Below are 19,339 nucleotides of genomic sequence, written 5' to 3' on the forward strand. Positions count from 1 at the left end.
TCCATGGTCGGTGTGGCAAGCACGGTCGCCGTCGCGGCGGCTCTCCTCGTGGTCGGAGGAGGAGTCGCCTCGGCGGCGCCCGCGTTCCAGGTCCCGTTCCCGTGCGGGCAGGTGTGGGACGGGCAGACCCGGACCAACCACAGCCCCGCCAACGCGGTTGACTTCAACCGCGCCAACGACAGCGGTGACGCCGTAGTCGCTGCCGCCGCGGGCCGGGTGTCGCGAGTAGACAACGAAGGTAGCGTCAGCTACGGCCGGTGGATCGAGATCGACCACGGTTCCGGGTGGCGCAGCCGGTACGCGCACCTGTCGGCGCAACGGGTCTCCGTCGGGCAGAACGTCTCGCGCGGTCAGCTCATCGGCAACGTCGGTAGCACCGGTGGGTCTACCGGACCGCACTTGCACTTCGAGCAGACGCTCAACGGGTCCGCGCAGAAGGCCGTGTTCAACGGGACCCAGGCGCTGTACTGGGGGACCCGGGCCTACACCAGCCGGAACAGCTGCTGAGCCACGGGCCTGTGGATGAGTTGTCCACAAGGCCCTGAGTTGTCCACCGGCGAAACCGAATCCTGTCGCCCGGCCCACCAGCCGCGCACAGTGGTCGTATGACGATCACCAACCTGCGCCACACCGACCAGGTCATCGCCGCGCTCCCGTACCTGATCGGGTTCGCGCCCACCGACTCCCTGGTCGCGCTGACCATCCGCGACGCGGGGGAGGTCGGCCCGGTCATCCGGGTCGACCTCCCGGCCCCGCCGGGGCGGGTGCCGATGGCCACCCACCTCGCCGACATCATCACCGGCTACCACGTGCGGGTCGCCCTGCTCATCGTGGTGGGCGGCGGTGAACCCCGGCACGACCCGGCCTTCGTTGAGGCGGTCACCAGGGCGCTGGTGGAGGTCGGGGTGTCGGTCGAGCACGCGTTCTGGACCCGCTCGGTGGAGGCGGGCGAGCCGTGGCTGTCCTATCGGGACCCCGGGTTGACCGGCGCGGTCGCCGACCCGGCCAGCTCCGCGATCGCCGCGCAGTTCACCGTGCAGGGAATCGTCGTCTACTCGTCACGCGCGGATATGGCCGCCAGCCTCGCCGCCGACCCCGAAGGCGATCTGGACCGTAGAGCCGCCCTCATCGACGCCGCCGTTGCCGCGGACAAGTCGACCACCGCTGAGAAACTCGACCTGGTCCACAAGGTCATCGACGAGTTCGACGCTTCGCCGGTGCGGGGTCGCGGAGCGCGCGTAGCCGATCCCTCGCCGACGGATCCGGATCTCGACGACACCAGACTGGCCCAGCTGGCCATCGCCCTGTCCGACCCGCGTGTCCGCGAGGCGTGCATGGCCATTCCACTGGGGACCCGAGACCGTTCGGCTGCTCGGCTCTGGACGCGGCTAACCCGCGCCCTGCCTGCTCCCGAGCGCGCCGAGGCCGCTTTCCAACTGGCCGTCAGCAGATACCTGCGCGGCGACGGCGTCTACGCCCGTGTCGCGCTGGGGATCGCACTCGCGGCCAACCCTCGCCACAGTCTCGCCGCCCTCGTGGACTCCGCCGCCCAGCACGGCATCCCACCCACCGAACTCCGCACCCTCATCGCCGAAGCCCAAGCCAAGTCCGCCCGCCCCCGCCCCGGCTGACCCACCCGCCGGGTCAGGGGCGACGGGTCCGCGGCTGGCGCTGGTCGGGTCGGTAGGTAGGAGTTGGGTGCTGCCACTTTTTCCCGCTGGCACAGTCCGCCGCCCGCGACATGCTGCCGGATGCGGGCGACCTGGCTGTGGTGCCCGGTGGGGTACGCGCCACGGTGGTGAACTTGACGGGTGCACGTGACGATTGGGGTGGGACACGGGCCGGATATCCGTGCTGTGGAGGATCCCGTGGTGGTGTGGCTGCTCCGTTAGCGCACCACCACGGCTCTCCGCGCCTCGCTGGGCACGCGGGCGTCACCGCGTCCGCAGCGGGTCTCCTTCTGGCTCACCATAACCGGGTGAGGGATCTGCCTCGTCCGGTTTGGGCAGGAAGGGACGCACCTCTGGGGGAGCCCCTCCAGCCTCGAACCGCGCACGCGAGAAGTCCACCCAGGGAGCAGGAGTCCCCGGGCCCGCGTGGCGTCTGGTCGGCAGGGTCGCCCCCTGGAAACTGGCGGCGCCGCCGAACACCGTTTCCCCGAAGTCCGCGGCGCCGTCAAAGCTCACGCCGTCGAACCAGGCGTCACCGGAGAAGGTCACTTTGGTGATCCTGGCGGTGTCGGTGAAGGTCGCCCAGGTGAAACTGGCGTCGCCCGCGAAGGTCGCTTCGTAGAACCAGGCGTCGCTGGTGAAGGTCGCCTTGTCGAACACGGCGGCGCTGGTGAAAGTCGCCTGGTTGAACCCGGCATCGCTGGTGAAGGTCGCCCGCGTGAACCGGGCCTCACCTGCGAAGGTCGCTTGGTGGAACCAGGCGTCGCTGATGAAGGTCGCCTCGGCGAACGAGGTGTCGCTGAAGGTCGTCCGGTTGAACCAGGTGCCGCCGGTGAAGGTTGCCTCGGTGAACCCGGCGGTGCCGGTGAAGGTCGCCTCGGTGAATCTGGCGGTGCCGGAGAAGGCCGTCCGGTGGAACCTGGCGTTGGTGGTGAAGGTCGCTTCGGTGAAGGAGGCGTCGCTGGTGAAGGTGGTTCGGTTGAACCTGGCGGTGCCGGTGAAGGTCGCGTTGTCGAATCTGGCTGTGCGGATGGTGCAGTCGGCGAGGTCGAGGTCGATGAGGAGGGCGCCGGTGAGGTCTAGGTCGATGTTGTGCCAGAAGGTAGCTGTGTCGTCGATGTGGAGGTGGTGGGTGAGGATGCGTTGAGCGGTGAGGCGGACCTCGCGTTCCTGGGTGCGGTGTTGGTGGGTGGTGAGTAGCGCCGTGTCGGCGTCGTCGGTGGGTGGGGTGCCGGGGAGGGTGTAGGGCATGCGGAGGTAGGCGCACAGGACGTTGACGATGGTTTGTCGTTGCTTGGCGTGGTCCTGGGCGAGCCGTTCGAGGGCGTAGAGGCCGCCTAGGCGTACGGGGGCTTTGTCGGAGCCGAGTTGTTCGACGGCCTTGGTGTAGAGCTCGGTGATCTGCCGTGCCGTCGAGTCGGTTTCCGTCGCCTTGGCCACCCGCTCCTGGTGTGCCTCGGTCGCGGCGGCCACTCGTTCCTGGTGCAAGCGGTTGATCTCGAAGGTCTCGCGTTGCAGCTCGTAGGCGCGCGCGACGTCGGCCTGGTCCTGTTGCTTCTGCTGCAGGGCGATCTCGGCCGACCGTTGCCGCCGCCAGGCGATGTAGAGGCCGAACAGGCCGCCCGCGCCCAGCAGAACGGTGGTGCCGATGCGCACCAGCTCCAACTGGGCAGGCGCCTGCGGGGCACTGCCGTCGACGAGCAGCCACAGCAGCGCCAACAGCCCGCCGACCACCACCACGACCCCGACAACCGCCGCCACGACCGCGCGTCTGGACGGCGACGGCAACGGCGTGGGCGGACGCTCAGGGAGGGGAACCGGCGAACTCGTCACGATTGATCATCGCCCCACCCGCCGACCGCGTTTCCTGGGTCGACATCGCGCGGGACGCAGGCGGGTCGACGGGTGGAGGCTCCACTGTGGAGTGTTGAGTCCACAGTGGAGCGCATCGCTGGGGTCAGGCGCGCGCCTGGGTGAAGTTCCAAGCGTCGGTGATGATGGTGTGGAGGTCGGGGCGTTCGGGCTTCCAGCCGAGGTGTTCGGCGGCGGCGGTGGCGCTCGCGACGAGGACGGCTGGGTCGCCCGCGCGGCGGGGGGCGAACTCGGCGGGGATGGGGTGGCCGGTGACGTCGCGGCAGGTTTGGACCACCTCGCGGTTGGAGAAGCCGGTGCCGGTGCCCAGGTTGTAGATCTGGTGCTCGCCCGCGCGGGTGTTCGCCAGGGCGAGGAGGTGGGCCTCGGCGAGGTCGAGCACGTGGATGTAGTCGCGGACGCAGGTGCCGTCGGCGGTCGGGTAGTCGTCGCCGTAGATGGAGATGGCCGGGCGGGTGCCGAGGGCGACCTGCAGCACGATCGGGATCAGGTGCGTCTCGGTGGTGTGCCGCTCACCGAAGGCGCCGTACGCACCGGCGACGTTGAAGTACCGCAGGCTCACCGCGGCCAGGCCGTGGGCCTTGGCGTACGAGGTGATGGCGTGGTCGATGGCGAGCTTCGTCGCGCCGTAGGTGTTGGTCGGGCGGGTCGGGGCGGTCTCCAGGATGGGGACCTGCTCCGGCTCGCCGTAGGTGGCCGCCGTGGAGGAGAAGACCAGGCGTGCGACGCCGTTGTCGCGCATCGCGTCGAGCAACCGCAAGGAGGTGAGGACGTTGCCTGCCCAGTACTTGGACGGGTCCACCATGGACTCGCCGACCAGCGACTTGGCCGCGAAGTGCAGCACGCCGTCGAAACCGCCGGTGAGCAGGTCGGCCGCCGCCTCGGCGATGTCCGCCTCGACGAACGTGGCGCCGTCGGGCACCGCGTCGGCGTGGCCGGTCGACAGGTCGTCGACCACCACGACCTCGTGGCCGGTCTCGACCAACCTGGCCGCGCACACGCTGCCGACATACCCAGCCCCGCCCGTCACGAGCAGCTTCACCGTGGTCCTCCTCCTGCTTGCTTCTCTGGTCGTCTCAGTGGTCGCGGCCCGCGCCAGCCGACGGCGCCGCGGCGAACAGCCTCGGCGCGGTCAGCGACCGCTCCGCGAACGCGGCCCGCACGGCGGCGCGCACCGCCTCGTCGACGGCCGGGGGCACCACAGCGATCGCGGACCCGCCGAAACCGCCGCCGGTCATCCTGGCACCGAGGGCACCGGCACCCAGCGCCGCCTCCACCGCCACGTCCAACTCCCGGCACGAGACCCGGTAGTCGTCGCGCAGGCTCGCGTGGGAGGCCGTCAGGGGCTCGCCGATGTCGGTGCCCGCGCGCAGCGCCGCCACGGTCGCCAGCACCCGCTCGTTCTCGGTGACCACGTGCCGCACCAGGGGGCGCAGGTCTTCGGGCAACCGGCCCAGGTCGACCCCGGTGTCCACTTCGCGCAACGACAGGACGCCCAGCAGCGCGGCCGCCCGCTCGCAGCCCCGGCGGCGGTCGCCGTAGGCCGAGTCGGCCAGCGCGTGCCGAACCCTGGTGTCGATCACCAACACCGGCGCGTCGAACGGGATGTGCTCGGCCGCGCCGGCGCGCACATCCAGGAACAGGGCGTGCCCGACAACGCACCGCAGCGACGCCGTCTGGTCCAGCAACCCGGTCGGCGCGCCGACGAACTCGTTCTCCGACCGCTGCACCCACCGCGCGACCTGGTCCAAGGAAGGACCACTGCTCGCGAGCGGTTCGTGAGCGGCATTCGAGACGGCTTGGGACATGTCACGGGAGCCGGCGGCAGCCAACGCGGCCGTGGGGTCTGGGGCTGGGGTCACGCCGCCGAGGCCGAGGAGGGCGAGGGCTACCGCGCACTGGAGGGCGTGGGAGGAGGACAGGCCCGCGCCGGTGGGGACGTCGCCGGTGATGACGAGGTCGGCGGCGGTGGGGTAGCCGGCGTCGCGCAGGGCCCAGGCGACGCCGTAGACGTAGGCGGCCCAGCCGGTCACCCGGCCGGGGGTCAACTCGGCCACCGGGACCGGTTGGGCACGCTGGGGAACCCCGTCGTCGCCGACCGTGATGGCCGTGATCCGGCCGTCGGTGCGCGGGGACGCGGCCACGGCGACGCGGTGGGGCAGGGCGAAGGGCAGCACGAAACCGTCGTTGTAGTCGGTGTGCTCGCCGATGAGGTTCACCCGACCGGGGGCCGACCACACCCCGAAGGGGGCACGTCCGTGCACCCCGCGGAACCGCTCGGCGGCCCGGTCGGCCGGGGTCACAGCAGTCGGGCCAGCACCGCGTGCAGCATCGTGGGGCTCAGCGCGGCGGTGTTGCCCGCGCCGGTGATCGGGATCGCGCTGCCGTCCTGCGCGGTCGGGCCGACCTCGATCACGTTGCCCGGCAGCACGCCGACCGCCTTCAGCTCGGTCATCAGGTCCGGGTCCATCTGGATGTGCTCGGCGATCCTGCGCACCTCGACCCGGCCGCCGCCGCGCCGGGAGACCTCGTCGACGCGGACGAGACCGGCCTCGACCGGCGGGGCCGGGTCGCCCTCGCCGAGCTTGTCCAGACCGGGGATCGGGTTGCCGTACGGGGAGGTGGTCGGGTGGCCGAGCAGCTTCACCAGCTTGCGCTCCACCGCCTCGCTCATCACGTGCTCCCAGCGGCAGGCCTCGCTGTGCACGTGCTCCCACTCCAGGCCGATCACGTCGACGAGCAGGCGTTCGGCGAGGCGGTGCTTGCGCATGACGGCGACGGCCAGGGAGCGGCCGTGGTCGGTGAGCTCGAGGTGCCGGTCGCCCGCGACGACGACCAGGCCGTCGCGCTCCATGCGGCCCACCGTCTGGCTCACGGTCGGGCCGCTCTGGCCCAGCCGTTCGGCGATGCGGGCACGCAGGGGGACGACACCCTCCTCCTCGAGTTCGTAGATGGTGCGGAGGTACATCTCGGTGGTGTCGATGAGATCGTTCACGCCGGTTCCCCTTCGTCACCTCCATGTTAGTCGCTCGCTCCGACAGAGCAGCGGGGTAGTAGCAGGCAGTGACCGATGTCGGGGGCCGGCAGGATGGGTCGGTGAGCGCGAACTCGTCGGCACTCGTGTCGACCGCCGAACTGGTGTCGCTTCTCGACAGTGGACACCCGCCTGTGTTGCTGGATGTCCGCTGGCGCCTGGGCGGTCCGCCCGGCCGCGAGGACTACGCCGCCGGGCACCTGCCCGGTGCCGTTTTCCTCGACCTGGACACCGATCTCGCCGCGCCGCCCGGCGACGGCGGGCGCCACCCGTTGCCGCGGCCGGACGACCTCCAAGCCGCGTTGCGGGCCGCGGGCGTGCGGACCGGGCACCCGGTTGTCGTCTACGACGCCGACAACGGGTCGGTCGCCGCACGCGCGTGGTGGCTGCTGCGCTGGGCCGGTCACAACGACGTCGCGGTGCTCGACGGCGGTTACGCGGCCTGGGTCGCTGACGATGGCGAGTCGAGCACGGTCGTGCCGTCACCCGAACCGGGTGATGTGGAGGTTCGGGCGGGCGCCATGCCGGTGCTCGACGCGGACGAGGCCGCCGCGCTGGCGGTCGACGGTGTCCTGCTCGACGCGCGCGCACCGGAGCGGTACCGCGGTGAGGTCGAGCCGATCGACCCGAGGGCCGGGCACGTGCCGGGCGCGGTCAACGCGCCGTTCAGCGGGCACACCGGTCCCGACGGCCGATGGTTGGCCCCGACCGAGTTGGCGAACCACTTCGCGGACTTGGGCGTGGACGGTCGTCCCGTCGGCGCGTACTGCGGGTCCGGGGTCACCGCGTCGTCGGTCGTGCTGGCGTTGGAGGTCGCCGGGGTCACCTCGCCGGACAACCCCGCCGCCCTCTACGCCGGTTCGTGGTCCCACTGGAGCCGCGACCCGAACCGCCCCGCCGCCACCGGCGACAACTGACCACAACGTCCACACCGCCACCCGGCGGACGTGTCTCCCACTGCCCAGGTCGCCACCGCGGCCTGGGCAGTGTCGTTCGGCGCGGAATCCGCGATGGCCTCGGGGTTGATTGGTTCGGCGGGTGGGTGGTGGGGACTACTAGGGTGCTGGCATGGGTGATCGGGTGGGTGTGGTGTGGGACCCCGCGTTGCTGGGGTACGACCTTGGCGGGGATCACCCGTTCAACCCGGTGCGGCTCGAGTTGACCATGCGGTTGGCCCGCGGCCTCGGGGTGCTCGACGGGGTCGAGTTCGTGGTGCCGGACACGGCGGGGGACGCGGATCTGGGCCGGGTGCACCGGCCGGACTACGTGGCCGCGGTGCGGGAGGCGCCGATGGCGTCCTGGGACGTCGGACATGGGCTTGGTACGGCGGACAACCCGGTGTTCGACCAGATGCACGCCGCGTCGGCGTTGGTCGTCGGGGGGTCGTTGGCGGCGGCCCGGTGCATCGCCGACGGCGGGGTCGATCGAGCCGTCAACCTGGCCGGTGGGTTGCACCACGCCATGCCGGACCGGGCCGCCGGGTTCTGCGTCTACAACGACTGCGCCGTGGCCATCTCGTGGCTGCTGGACAACGGGTTCGACCGGATCGCGTACTTGGATGTCGACGTGCACCACGGCGACGGGGTGCAGACGGTGTTCTACGACGACCCCAGGGTGCTGACCGTCTCGCTGCACCAGCACCCGGCGACGTTGTGGCCGGGGACCGGGTCGGTCACCGAGCTCGGGGGGCCGGGGGCGCAGGGCACCTCGGTCAACATCCCGTTGGCGCCGGGGACCCGAGACGCAGAGTGGCTGCGGGCGTTCCACGCGACGGTTCCCTCGCTGCTGGCCGCGTTCCGGCCGCAGGTACTCGTAACGCAGTGCGGAGTGGACACACACGTAGAGGATCCGTTGGCCGATCTAGCCCTGTCGGTCGATGGGCACCGTGAGATCTACCGGACGCTGCGTGACCTAGCTGGGCAGTACGCGGGTGGCAAGTGGCTTGTCATGGGCGGCGGCGGTTATGAACTGCTGCGGGTAGTCCCACGCTCGTGGACGCACCTGCTGGCCACCGTGCTCGATAGGGATATCCCGGTCGAGACAGCTCTACCGGTCGACTGGGCTACCAGCGTGCGGAAGCTGTCTCCTAACGTCGTGTTGCCGTCGGTGATGGGGGATGGCGTTGATGTTGCCTTCCAGCGGTGGGGTGGTGGGCGCGAACAGCCGGTCGACACCGTGATCCGGGATGTGCGCAACGCTGTCTTCCCGTTGCACGGCTTGGATCCTGACGACCCCAGGGACTGACATGGCCGTAGAGCCCGAGCGCGACCCCTTCGCCTACCCGCCGCGGTGGGAGGCTGATGTGGTGCTCGCCGATGGCGGTACCGTCCACTTGCGCCCGATAGTGCCGACGGACGCCGAGGCTCTACGTGCGTTCCACGGTCGGTTGTCGGAGCGCACCAGGTACTTCCGGTACTTCGGCCCCTACCCGATCATGTCGGACAAGGACCTCGCCCGGTTCAGCACCGTCGACCACCACGACCGCGTGGCGTTCGTCGCGCTCCTCGGCGACGACATCACCGCCGTCGGGCGGTACGAGCGGCTGCCGGGCGGCGACTCCGCCGAGATCGCCTTCGTCGTCGAGGACGGCCACCAGGGGCGCGGGCTGGGGTCGATCCTGCTCGAGCACCTCGCCGCGGCGGCCAGGGAGCGCGGGGTGCACCGGTTCGAGGCGGAGGTGCTCGCCGAGAACGCCCAGATGGTCCGGGTGTTCCGCGACGCGGGTTACCAGGTCAGCCGGGCGTTCGACGAGGGCGTGCTGCACCTGGAGTTCGCCGTCGACCCGACCGAGGCGTCGGTGGCGGTGGCCTGGGCGCGTGAGCAGGCCGCCGAGGCGCGCAGCGTGCACAACCTGCTGCACCCCCGGTCGGTGGCGGTGATCGGCGCGTCGACCGACCACGCGAAGATCGGCAACGCCGTGCTGGGAAACCTGCTCGCGGCCGAGTTCGCCGGGCCGGTGTTCCCGGTCAACCCGGAGCACAAGTCGGTGCGCGGGGTCCGCGCGTACCCGACCGTGCTGGACATCCCCGATCCCGTGGACCTCGCCGTCGTCGCCGTGCCCGCCGCGGGCGTCGACGACGTGATGGACGCGTGCCTGGCCAAGGGCGTCAAGACGCTGGTCGTCGTCAGTTCCGGGTTCGGTGAGACCGGTCCGGGCGGCCGTGGCGCGGAGCGCAAGCTCGTCGACGAGGCTCGAGCGCACGGTATGCGCGTCGTCGGCCCTAACGCGCTCGGCGTGGTGAATCTGGATCCGACCGTGCGCCTCAACGCGACTCTTGCGCCGACCTTGCCTGGACCGGGCCGTACGGGCTTCTTCTGCCAGTCGGGAGCTCTAGGCACGGCCATTCTCGCTGACGCTGCCGCGCGGGGCTTGGGTCTGTCGACGTTCGTCTCTGCCGGTAACCGCGCGGACGTCTCGGGTAACGATCTCTTGCAGTACTGGGAAACCGACCCGGCCACCGACGTCGTCTTGCTCTACCTGGAGTCGTTCGGCAACCCCCGCAAGTTCGCCCGGTTGGCGCGCAGGCTCGGTCGCAGCAAGCCGGTAGTCGTGGTCAAGTCGGGCCGCAACACAGTGCTACCGGCGTTGGCAGCGACTGGAGTCCACGTGGACGACTCCAGTGTGCAAGCCCTCTTCGAGCAGGCCGGTGTCATCCGCGTTGAGTCCATCGCGCAACTCTTCGACACCGCGCTCTTGCTCGCCCATCAGCCGTTGCCGCCAGGAGAGCGCGTTGCGGTGGTCGGCAACTCTTCGGCTATCGGTGTGCTCGCGGCAGATGCGGCTCTAGGGCAAAACTTGGTACTGGCAGGCGATCCCGTTGACGTAGGAGCACAAGCCGGGCCGGACACATTCGCTGCTGCTGTGGCGGACACGCTCCGACGGGAAGACGTGGACTCACTCATCGTCGTGTTCGTCCCGCCTCTAGCGATCCCCGGCACCACCTACGCGCGGGCACTGCGAGAGGCCGCGGAAGGTCTACCGGAAGCCGATACGAAGCCGATCGTCTCCACCTTCCTTGCCGCTGAGGGGATCCCGGCCGAGCTGGCCGTCCTAGGCCCAGACGGTGCCCCCACGCACGGTTCGATCCCGTCCTACCCGAGCCCCGAACGAGCCGCGCTCGCACTGGCCAGGGCAACCACCTACGCTCGCTGGAGATCGTCCCCCACAGGCAAGTTCGTCCGCCCTGACGACATCGACCCCGTGGCAGCCAAGGCAATCGTCGAGGCAGCGTTGACCAGACAGCCCGGCGAGGTAGAGCTAACTGACGACGAGGTGGTCGGCCTTCTCGGGAACTACGGGATCGACGTCCTGCCGCACGACTCCGAGGTTTACCTGACGGCTCCCAAGGACAACTCGTGCAGCATCGGCCTCCAAGACGACCCGTCCTTCGGCACCGTGGTGTCCTTCGGCCTTGCGGGCGTGGTCAGCGATCTGCTCGGTGACCGTGCCTACCGCGCCGTCCCGCTCACCGACACCGACGCCGCGGGGCTGATCCGTTCCCCTCGCGCCGCCCCACTGCTGGCGGGTTACGCGGGTGGCGAGCCCGCCGATCTCGCGGCACTGCAACGGCTTGTGCTGCGGGTCTCGGCGATGGCCGAGGACCTCCCGGAGATCCGGGCCCTGGTGGTCGAGCCGATCCTCGCCACCGCCACGGGCGCGTACGTGACCGGAGGCCGCGCCACCGTGGGTCCGCCGCCCTCCAAGCACGACAGCGGCCCGCGCAGGTTGCGGTCCAGCGGCTGACCGAGTGCCTCCCGGGGCACCGGGAGGCACTCGGGCCCTAGGCCGAGACGGACACGTACCGCTTGCCGTCGGTCGTGACGATCTCGACCGCCCCGACGTCCTCCGGTGCGATCAACGCCGCCCCGTCCAGGTTCGTGCCCTTCTGGGCGCCGTCCGGCGACACCAGCCAGCTGCTCGCCTCTTCGCGCGTGCCGTCCTTGCCGACCACGATCACCCGGCAGCGCTCACCGGCCGGGATGCCGGTGACCGAGACGTTCAGGCGCACCCACCCGGCTGCGGGTACGACCTTCGCGGTCAGGCGGGCGCCGGTGTTCGGGTCGCTCCCGGACAGGTACCGCGTGTTGACGTTCTGCGGCTCGGTAGGGATAACGGTGACAGTCGACTGTGCCTGCGTGGTGCCTGTGGAACGGCCGATGACGACTCCCGCGCCGAGCACTGCGGCGACCACCACGGCCGCGGCGACACCCGCGATAGCGATCGAACGCGTGCGGGAGGCGTTGGCCTCGGTGCGGACCTGGCGCAGTGTGCGGGCCAGCAGCAGGTCGCCATCGTCGGGTGGTCCTTGCAGCAACGCTTCCTCGGGCAGCTCACCCGCCATGTCTCGCACCTCCTCTAGCGCTTCGAGCTCGACGCGGCACTCGGCGCAGTCCGCGAGGTGCCGCTCCACCGCGCCGCGTTCGTCCTCGTCCAGCACACCCAGCGCGTAGGCGCCGAGCAGCGGGGTCTCGTGTGTGCTCATGCGGGCGTCCCCTCCAGCGCGGCTCGACCGGCCATGGTCGCGCGCAGCGCACGCAGGGCGTAGTGCGACCTCGACTTCACCGTACCCGGGGCGATACCGAGCTCTTGCGCCGTTTCGGCCACGCTGCGGTCCCGGAAGTAGATCTCCATGAGGACCGTGCGGTGCTCTTCCGACAGACCCTCGATGGCCGCGAGCACGCTCATCGAGTCGACCACCCGCTGCGAGTGGTCACCGGCCACCGCGACCGCCGCTGGGGTCTCGGCGACCTCGGCGGGTCGCGCCGCCTTCGCCCGGACCTTGTCCACGATGAGGTTCTTGGCGACGGTGAACAACCAGGCGCGCACCGACCCCTCCTTGCTCATCAGGTTGTCCGCGTGCCGCCACGCCCGCACCAGGGTCTCCTGGACGACGTCCTCGGCCGCCGCCCGGTCGCCGGTGAGCCGCACGGCGTAGGCCAGCAGGGCCTTGCCGTGTTCCTCGTAGAGCGAGCGGACCAGCGCCTCGTCCCTCGATGTCGCCCGTGTCCGGGCGAACAGCCTCGCCATGCCGACTCCCTGTCCAACGGCGTCCGGTTGCGCTTTCCCGACTGACACGGCCGCCGGGGCGTTCCGGTTCGAACTTTTTCCCGACTAGCAGCGCCTGCCGGTGTTCACGCAGGTCACGAGCTCGGCCATGGCCGCTTCGGAGCGCACGTTGACGAAGTGCGCGTGGTCGGAGGCGGGGGCGCGGTCGACCACCTCGGGGAAGCTGTCGATGCTGAAGCCACCGCTCTCGGGCAGGTCGTAGCCCACCTCGACGCGCAGCCTCGGCACCGGGAAGCTCGCCCGGGGACACCAGCCGTCCGCGCTGGGAAACCTCAGGTGCGCCTTGTGGTCGGGGCTGTCCAAACCCTTGCCGTCCCAGCAGCTGGGGAACTCGTAGACACGCAAGGTACGGCTACCCGCCGGGCAACTCGGGTAGGACAAGCTGACTCGGTCTGTGAACCCCGCGCAGCTCCACGTTCCTCGCGCGGCGGGCCCGGCCTTCGCGTCACCGGTGACTGTCTTGAGGAAGCGCGGCATGGCCACGACCTCGCTGACAGGGCTACCGAGGAAGGTGATGTTCACGGAGTCCGGTGTGCGGACCTCACTGTGGTGCCCACCGAGCCGTAGCACCGGCCAGTAGTACGACGACAGGTCGCCGTCGCGGCAGGTGGTCTTGGCGGCCGCGAGCACCTCGTCGGTGCTGAACGCGTCCGTGGCCAGGTTGCCGACGTAGTCGTGCAGGTGGTGGGCGCCGTCGCGGACACCGGGCGAGGCGACGAGGTTGTCGGAGTTGCGGTGCGCCTCCTCGTTGCGGCCGCAGTCGACGGTGTAGCTGCCGGTCGACGCGGCGGGAGTGGCCGCGGGCGCCGACGTAGGCGAAACCGACCGGATGTCGACCGGGTCGGTCGGGCCCGCGGCGCAGCCGACGGCGAGCGCACCGACCAGGGCCAGCGCGCTGAGGCGAATCACATGATCACTTTGGGGCGGGGCCACAACCGCTCAGTGAACACGACCGGGACACCGGGTGGCGGTGGCGTGAATGGGCTGCGCCGAACGTCCCAGTACGGTCAACGGGCGGGCTCAGCCGCGCTCCAGGACGAGGCCGACGCCGAGCCCGGCCGCCGCGCTCACCCCGGCCACCCCGAACCGGCCCGCCCGCCGCTCCAGCTCCTCCAGCAGGCCGCCGACCACGATGGCCCCGGTCGCGCCGATGGCGTGCCCCATGGCGATCGTGCCGCCCGCCGGGTTGAGCCGCTCCGGCCCCACGTCGAAGTCCCGCCGCAGCCGCAGGCACGGCGCCGCGAACGACTCGGCGAACTCGACCACGTCGACCTCGTCCACCGACACCGCCGCCCGGCGCAGCGCGACCTCCATGGCCGACTGGCCGCCGGTCAGCATCGTCACCGGGTCCTCGGCGACCACCGCGCTGGCCGCGACCCTGGCCCGGGGCACCAGCCCGAGCCTGCGCGCGGCCCGGACGTCGCCGACCACCACGAGGGCGGCGCCGTCGGCCAGCCGGGGCGAGGTGGCGGCTGTGTGCCGGTGCTCGATGCGCGCCGGACGGCTCCTGGTGGCCAACGCGAGCGCGTCGTGGCCGTCGGCGCCGAGACCGGCGAACGCGGGCGGCAGCGTGGCGAGCACGTCGCGGCTGCTGTCCGGGCGCACCAGTTCGTCGTGCGCGAGCCCGCCGACGGGCACCAGGCAGCGGGCGAACGCGTCCGCCCGCCACGCCGCCGCGGCCTTGTGCTGCGACTCCAGCGCGTAGCCGTCCAGGTCGTCGCGGGTGAACCCGTCGAGCGTGGCGACCAGGTCGGCGGCCACGCCCATGTGGACCGATCCGGTGTGCCGCACCACCTCCGCGTCGGTCCACAGTGGAGCGCGGTCGGTGAACGGCGGGACCCGCGACGTGCTCTCCACCCCGCCCGCGACCACCACGTCCACCTCGCCGGAGCGGACCCGCGCCGCCGCCAGCGCGATCGCGTCGATCCCGGACGCGCAGAACCGGTTGACCACGACCCCGGGCACCCGGTGGCCCCAGTCGGCGAGCAGCGTCGCGGTGCGGGCCAGGTTGCCGCCCTGCTCGCCGACCTGGGACGCGCAGCCGAGCACCACGTCGTCCACCGCCGCCGGGTCCAAGCCCCGGTCGACCAGGGCGCCGAGCAGCGGCACGAGCAGGTCCAGGGCCGTCAGGTGGTGCAGTCCACCGCGGGCCGAGCCACGGCCGCGGGCCGTGCGGACGTAGTCGAGCAGATAGGCCTCACCCACCGCACACCCCCTCTTCCGGAGCCTGGCCTGGTCACCGCCCCAGTTGTAGTCTCGGATTCCCGGCACTGGCAACCGCTGGACCGCGAACTGCCCGGTGTCACCGCGGGCTAGGGGGTCCGAAATGGATGTGGAGGTCCTCGGGCGGGTCCTGAGCACGTTGCCCGAGCACGACGACCACCCGTACCGCAGCGGCCCGTGGCGGCCCCAGACCGTCGAACGCGCGGCGACCGACCTGGACGTGGTCGGCGAGATCCCCGCGGACCTCGACGGCGTCTACCTGCGCAACACCGAGAACCCGGTGCACCCCGCGCTGAGCACCTACCACCCGTTCGACGGCGACGGCATGGTCCACGTGGTCGGCTTCCGCGATGGCAAGGCGTTCTACCGCAACCGGTTCATCCGCACCGACGGGTTCCTCGCGGAGCAGCGGGCCGGGCAGTCGCTGTGGGCTGGGATAGCTGAGAGGCCCGACAGCGCCGTAAGAGCGGACGGTTGGGGTGCGCGGGGTCGGATGAAGGACGCCGCGAGCACTGACGTCGTAGTGCACGCCGGAGTCGCTCTTGCCACTTTTTACCAGTGTGGTGAGCCCTACCGCATCGATCCGCTCACGCTTGACACCCTGGGTAAGTCGCCGTGGACCCCAGCGGGCGGGGTCTCGGCGCACCCGAAGGTAGACCCGATCACCGGTGAACTGCTGTTCTTCAACTACGGCAAGGAAGAGCCCTACCTGCACTACGGCGTGGTTGACGCTAACGACAAGTTGGTGCGCTACACCGACATCGCGCTCCCCGGTCCACGCCTGCCGCACGACATGGCGTTCACGGAGAACTACACGATCGTCAACGACTGTCCCCTCTTCTGGGAACCTGACCTCTTGGCCAAGGGCGCGCATGTGGCCCGGTTCCACCCGGAACTGCCTCTGCGGCTTGGCGTGCTCCCGCGTAGAGGCGGCGGCGACCAAGTCCGGTGGTTCGAGGCAGAGTCAACCTTCGTGCTGCACTTCGTGAACGCCTACGAAGAGGGCGACGAGATCGTCGTCGACGGCTTCTTCCAGTCCGACCCCGAAGGTAAGAACGCGCGGTGGCCGGGTGATCCCTCTTACGCCCGCCTGTTCCGCATGCTGTCGTTGGACGGCATGGGTACCCGGTTACACCGCTGGCGGCTCAACCTGACCACCGGACGCACACGCGAGGAACGGCTCAGCGACGACATCACCGAGTTCGGCACGATCGCCCAGAACCGCGCCGGCCGCTCTTACCGCTACGCCTACGCCTCCTCCGGTGCGCCAGGCTGGTTCCTCTTCGACGGCCTCGTCCGGCACGACCTGCGCACCGGGGACCAACAGCGGTACCGATACGGTGCTGGGGTGTTCGGCAGTGAGGCCGCGGTCGCCAGCACCACGGGTCGGCAGGGGGAGGACGAGGGCTACCTGGTCACCATCACCACCGACGTGGCGGCCGACCGCTCCGAGTGCCTGGTGTTCGACGCCGCGCGCGTTGCGGACGGCCCGGTCGCGCGGATCCGGCTGCCGGAACGGGTGAGCAGCGGCACGCACAGCACGTGGGCACCGGGGGAGTCGCTGCCCGGCTGGCGGGACGCGGACGACCCGGCGACCGCCGTCGGGCTCGGGCGGTGACCCGGCGGGCCGGATCGGTTCGGGTGTCATCGGGTGCCGCGGGTGGTAACCCGCCGGTGGAGGGGGCCGTCGCCGTGGGGGCGCGCGGTGGGGCGACGGGGGGTTGTGGCGTGGGCACCAGGTCAGCGGGCACCAATTCAGTGGCCACTAAGTCAGCGCGCACCGGTTCAGTGGGCGTGCGGGTAACAGGAACTGAGTCAGCGGGAGCGGTCGGGGTGGGGTCGCCCAGGTCATGATGCACCCGCCGGATCGGCCCAGTGCGCTCGGCGCCGGTGGCGACAACGCCATCGCCTACGCGATCGGGACCGTCGCCGATGAGTGGACGCTGCTGATCCTGCGGCACGCGTTGCGCGACGGCACCAGCAGGCCCGCGGACTGGCAGCGGCTGCTGCCGATCTCCAACGCCGTGCTGCTCTCCCGGCTGCGCCACCTCAGCGACGTCGGCGTCCTGGTGCCGGTCGGCGACCGGTCCGGGCGCCGCGAGTTCCAGCTCAGCCCGCGCGGCGCCGCGCTGTGGCCGTTCCTGCTGTGCGTGGGGGCCTGGGAGCTGACCTGGGCCGGTGGCGCGCGGCCGGACCTGACCGAGATGCGGCACACCGGCTGCGGCGCGGTGTTCACCCCGGTCTTGGTGTGCCGGACCTGCGGGGTGTCGGTCGCGCCGCGCGAGGTGGCCGCCGAGTTCGGGCCCAGCGGCTCGTGGCCGAGGTCGACGCCGACGGCCACCTCCCGGCGCCGCTCCAGCGGGTCGACCAGCCTGGGCGGCGGGTTCTTCCCGGAGAGCAGGGCGGTGGTCGGCAACCGCTGGTCGGCGATCATGCTCGCCGCCGCCTACCTGGGTGCCCGCCGGTTCCCCGACTTCCAGCGCAGGCTCGGCGTGCCCGCGACCGTGGTGGCCGACCGGCTGCGCACGTTCAGCGAGCTGGGCGTGCTGGTGCCCACTGGCGACCCCGACCGGGCCACCCGGTCGAGCTACCACCTCACCGACAAGGGCCGGGCGCTGTTCGCCGCGGTGGTCACCGGGCTGGAGTGGGGGCAGCGCTGGTTCCAGGCCCCGGAGGGACCCGCGGTGCTGCTCGACCACGGGGGTCACCGGTTCGAGGCGGTCCTGGTGTGCTCGACCTGCGACGAGGCGCTGGCGGGTCGCTCGATCGAGACCGTGCCCGCGCGGTGATCGTCGCGGCGTGCAACCCCGGCCAGGGCCGCGTCCGTCCTGGGAGCATGAAACGCCTAGGAACCATCATTGGCGCAGGCGTTCTGCTCACGGTGATGACCGCGTGCGCCGGGCAGGAGACCGCCAGCCAGCCGCCGGACCCCACGTCCGCGCCGACGACGTCGCAGCCCGCGGACCCACCGGGCGCCGTGCCGCCGACCGAGACCAGCGAGCCGGACCGACAGCCCGCGGTGACGCCGCCGACCGGTGGCACCGAGGTGCCCGCGGCGCAGATCGACGCCACCGGTGTCGCACAGGACTACCCGACGATGGTGTGGACCGAGGACGGTGGCACTGACGTCGGCGTTGTGGCGCAAGAGGGTGGGTGCGGCAAGGCGAGCGCGGAGGTCACCGAGCAGGCCGCCGCGCAGGTCGTCATCACCCTCGTCGAGACGCAGCCGCCGAAGCCCGCGCAGTGCACGATGGACATCCGCTTCCCGAAGCTGTCCGTCCACTTGGACTCCCCGCTCGGTGACCGCAAGGTCGTCCTCAAGAGTGAGCAGCGGGTCCAGTAAGACCGAAAAGTCGAGAACTTCCCTCCCTGGTGCCCCGGTCGGTATTGCCCCGCTGACCGGGGCACCGTCACGCGTTCGGTGCAACCGAGACGGTGTCGGCTACCGTCCTGGGTTCATGAAGACCATTCTGTCCACGGCTGTCGCGGTCCTGGCCGCCCTCGCGCTCGCGGGGTGCGGCGGGGCGGCCGACCAGGCCGACCAGTCGCCCAGCTCGGGCGCGACCCCGCCCAGCTCGGCGGCCCCCATCGAGGGCGCGCCGAACTCGCAGCCCCCGCAGACCGGCCCCGCGCCGACGAAGCCACCCGCACCGCAGGTGACGATCAACCCCGACGGCAAGGTCACCGTTCCCGCGGGCTACCGCGAGCTCCCGGCCAAGCAGGTCGACGCCAAGGCGCTGCCCGAGAGCTACAAGGAGCGCCGCGTGTGGTCGTCCGAGGACGGCAAGGCGCTGCAGCTCGTCGGCATCGCCAGTGACGCCTGCGCGGGCGTCGACGCCCAGGTCGTCGAGTTCACCGAGGCCGTGGTCAAGGTGTCGCTCACCCCGATGACGTCCCCGCAGGGCGGCACCGAGGGCAAGATGTGCGCCATGGTCGTCACCCCGCGCCCGGTCGAGGTCCCGCTCGAGCAGCCGGTCGGCGACCGCACCGTCGTGGTCGTCGCAGGCGGCTGATCCCACCCCGTGTCCCGAGGTCGGGGCGAGCGACCCTGCCTGCCCCGACCCTCACGGCACTACCGGCGCGGCCAGCCGCCGTAGGGCACGGTGATCGCTTCCAGGTGGTGGCCGTCGGGGTCGAGGAAGTAGAACCCCCGACCGCCGTCGTTGGTGTTGATCTGGTTGGGCAGCGACGACATCGGGTCGGCCCAGTACGGGATCCCGCGCTCGGTGACCCTGGCCAGGATCTCGTCGAACTCCGCCTCGCCCACGAGGAACGCCAGGTGCGTGGTCGTGAGCGGGGCGTCGTAGTCGGTGTGGTTGGCGTAGTCGAGCGTGACGCCGTTGTCGAGCGCGACCGTGACGAACGGGCCGTAGGGCACCGGTGCGGGTCGACCGAGGATGTCGGCCAGGAACTGGGCCCCGGTGTGCTTGTCGCTCGCCAGGACCACGGTGTGGTTGAACTGGACGCTCATCC

Annotated in this window: 18 protein-coding genes; 9 read left to right on the top strand and 9 right to left on the bottom strand. The window is 71.2% G+C overall.

Annotated elements, in window-relative coordinates:
* The first annotated feature begins 3 nt into the window (after window positions 1-3).
* Together LV79_RS11685 and LV79_RS11690 are read left to right on the top strand one after the other, a co-directional pair.
* Window positions 4-507 (top strand): M23 family metallopeptidase, encoded by a 504-nt coding sequence (locus tag LV79_RS11685; RefSeq protein WP_253834954.1) that lies wholly within the window; start codon window positions 4-6, stop codon window positions 505-507.
* Window positions 508-605: 98 nt separating this feature from the next.
* Window positions 606-1,631, top strand: coding sequence for a DUF4192 domain-containing protein (locus tag LV79_RS11690; RefSeq protein ID WP_253834956.1), 1,026 nt, complete (start codon window positions 606-608; stop codon window positions 1,629-1,631).
* Window positions 1,632-1,934: 303 nt separating this feature from the next.
* On the opposite strand, the gene LV79_RS11695 is transcribed toward LV79_RS11690, so the two are convergent.
* The 4 genes from LV79_RS11695 to LV79_RS11710 form a co-directional block, all read right to left on the bottom strand.
* Entirely contained in the window at window positions 1,935-3,431 is a 1,497-nt protein-coding gene (locus LV79_RS11695; protein ID WP_253834960.1) for a pentapeptide repeat-containing protein, read from the bottom strand.
* A 196-nt stretch (window positions 3,432-3,627) separates the two neighbouring features.
* Window positions 3,628-4,584 (bottom strand): UDP-glucose 4-epimerase GalE, encoded by a 957-nt coding sequence (gene galE / locus LV79_RS11700; RefSeq protein ID WP_253834963.1) that lies wholly within the window; start codon window positions 4,582-4,584, stop codon window positions 3,628-3,630.
* A gap of 34 nt (window positions 4,585-4,618) precedes the next feature.
* Complete coding sequence (locus tag LV79_RS11705) at window positions 4,619-5,845, bottom strand: galactokinase (RefSeq protein ID WP_253834965.1); 1,227 nt, start codon at window positions 5,843-5,845, stop codon at window positions 4,619-4,621.
* Window positions 5,842-6,537, bottom strand: coding sequence for an iron-dependent transcriptional repressor DtxR (locus LV79_RS11710; RefSeq protein WP_253834967.1), 696 nt, complete (start codon window positions 6,535-6,537; stop codon window positions 5,842-5,844). The genes LV79_RS11705 and LV79_RS11710 overlap by 4 nt, the downstream gene beginning before the upstream one ends.
* A gap of 101 nt (window positions 6,538-6,638) precedes the next feature.
* Between LV79_RS11710 and LV79_RS11715 the strand changes: the two genes are divergently transcribed.
* From LV79_RS11715 to LV79_RS11725, 3 genes are all read left to right on the top strand, one after another.
* Window positions 6,639-7,493, top strand: a complete 855-nt coding sequence (locus LV79_RS11715; protein ID WP_253834969.1) for a sulfurtransferase — start codon at window positions 6,639-6,641, stop codon at window positions 7,491-7,493.
* A gap of 151 nt (window positions 7,494-7,644) precedes the next feature.
* Window positions 7,645-8,820, top strand: a complete 1,176-nt coding sequence (locus LV79_RS11720) for an acetoin utilization protein AcuC (RefSeq protein WP_253834971.1) — start codon at window positions 7,645-7,647, stop codon at window positions 8,818-8,820.
* Window position 8,821: 1 nt separating this feature from the next.
* Window positions 8,822-11,320: a bifunctional acetate--CoA ligase family protein/GNAT family N-acetyltransferase gene (locus LV79_RS11725; RefSeq protein WP_253834972.1), complete on the top strand. Its 2,499-nt coding sequence runs from the start codon at window positions 8,822-8,824 to the stop codon at window positions 11,318-11,320.
* Window positions 11,321-11,357: 37 nt separating this feature from the next.
* Here the strand turns inward: LV79_RS11725 and LV79_RS11730 are convergent, their stop codons facing one another.
* The 4 genes from LV79_RS11730 to LV79_RS11745 form a co-directional block, all read right to left on the bottom strand.
* Window positions 11,358-12,059 carry an anti-sigma factor family protein gene (locus LV79_RS11730; protein ID WP_253834973.1) on the bottom strand — a complete coding sequence of 234 codons (702 nt, stop codon included), beginning with the start codon at window positions 12,057-12,059 and terminating at the stop codon, window positions 11,358-11,360.
* On the bottom strand, window positions 12,056-12,604 hold the full coding sequence (locus tag LV79_RS11735) for a sigma-70 family RNA polymerase sigma factor (protein ID WP_253834974.1): 549 nt from the start codon (window positions 12,602-12,604) through the stop codon (window positions 12,056-12,058). Before LV79_RS11735 ends, LV79_RS11730 begins: the two co-directional genes overlap by 4 nt.
* An 84-nt stretch (window positions 12,605-12,688) precedes the next feature.
* Window positions 12,689-13,552 carry a DUF1996 domain-containing protein gene (locus LV79_RS11740; RefSeq protein WP_253834975.1) on the bottom strand — a complete coding sequence of 288 codons (864 nt, stop codon included), beginning with the start codon at window positions 13,550-13,552 and terminating at the stop codon, window positions 12,689-12,691.
* Window positions 13,553-13,663: 111 nt separating this feature from the next.
* Entirely contained in the window at window positions 13,664-14,848 is a 1,185-nt protein-coding gene (locus LV79_RS11745; protein WP_253834976.1) for an acetyl-CoA C-acyltransferase, read from the bottom strand.
* A 121-nt stretch (window positions 14,849-14,969) separates the two neighbouring features.
* Between LV79_RS11745 and LV79_RS11750 the strand changes: the two genes are divergently transcribed.
* From LV79_RS11750 to LV79_RS11765, 4 genes are all read left to right on the top strand, one after another.
* On the top strand, window positions 14,970-16,484 hold the full coding sequence (locus LV79_RS11750; protein WP_253834978.1) for a carotenoid oxygenase family protein: 1,515 nt from the start codon (window positions 14,970-14,972) through the stop codon (window positions 16,482-16,484).
* Between the two features lie 232 nt (window positions 16,485-16,716).
* Entirely contained in the window at window positions 16,717-17,655 is a 939-nt protein-coding gene (locus LV79_RS11755) for a winged helix-turn-helix transcriptional regulator (RefSeq protein ID WP_253834980.1), read from the top strand.
* Between the two features lie 47 nt (window positions 17,656-17,702).
* Complete coding sequence (locus LV79_RS11760) at window positions 17,703-18,209, top strand: hypothetical protein (RefSeq protein WP_253834982.1); 507 nt, start codon at window positions 17,703-17,705, stop codon at window positions 18,207-18,209.
* A 115-nt stretch (window positions 18,210-18,324) separates the two neighbouring features.
* The gene (locus tag LV79_RS11765; protein WP_253834983.1) at window positions 18,325-18,879 is read left to right on the top strand and encodes a hypothetical protein; all 555 of its coding nucleotides are present in this window, start codon (window positions 18,325-18,327) and stop codon (window positions 18,877-18,879) included.
* Window positions 18,880-18,938: 59 nt separating this feature from the next.
* Here the strand turns inward: LV79_RS11765 and LV79_RS11770 are convergent, their stop codons facing one another.
* Window positions 18,939-19,337, bottom strand: coding sequence for a VOC family protein (locus LV79_RS11770; protein ID WP_253834985.1), 399 nt, complete (start codon window positions 19,335-19,337; stop codon window positions 18,939-18,941).
* Between the last annotated feature and the right edge of the window lie 2 nt (window positions 19,338-19,339).

The sequence above is a fragment of the Actinokineospora globicatena genome (assembly GCF_024171945.1).
Lineage (GTDB): Bacteria > Actinomycetota > Actinomycetes > Mycobacteriales > Pseudonocardiaceae > Actinokineospora > Actinokineospora globicatena.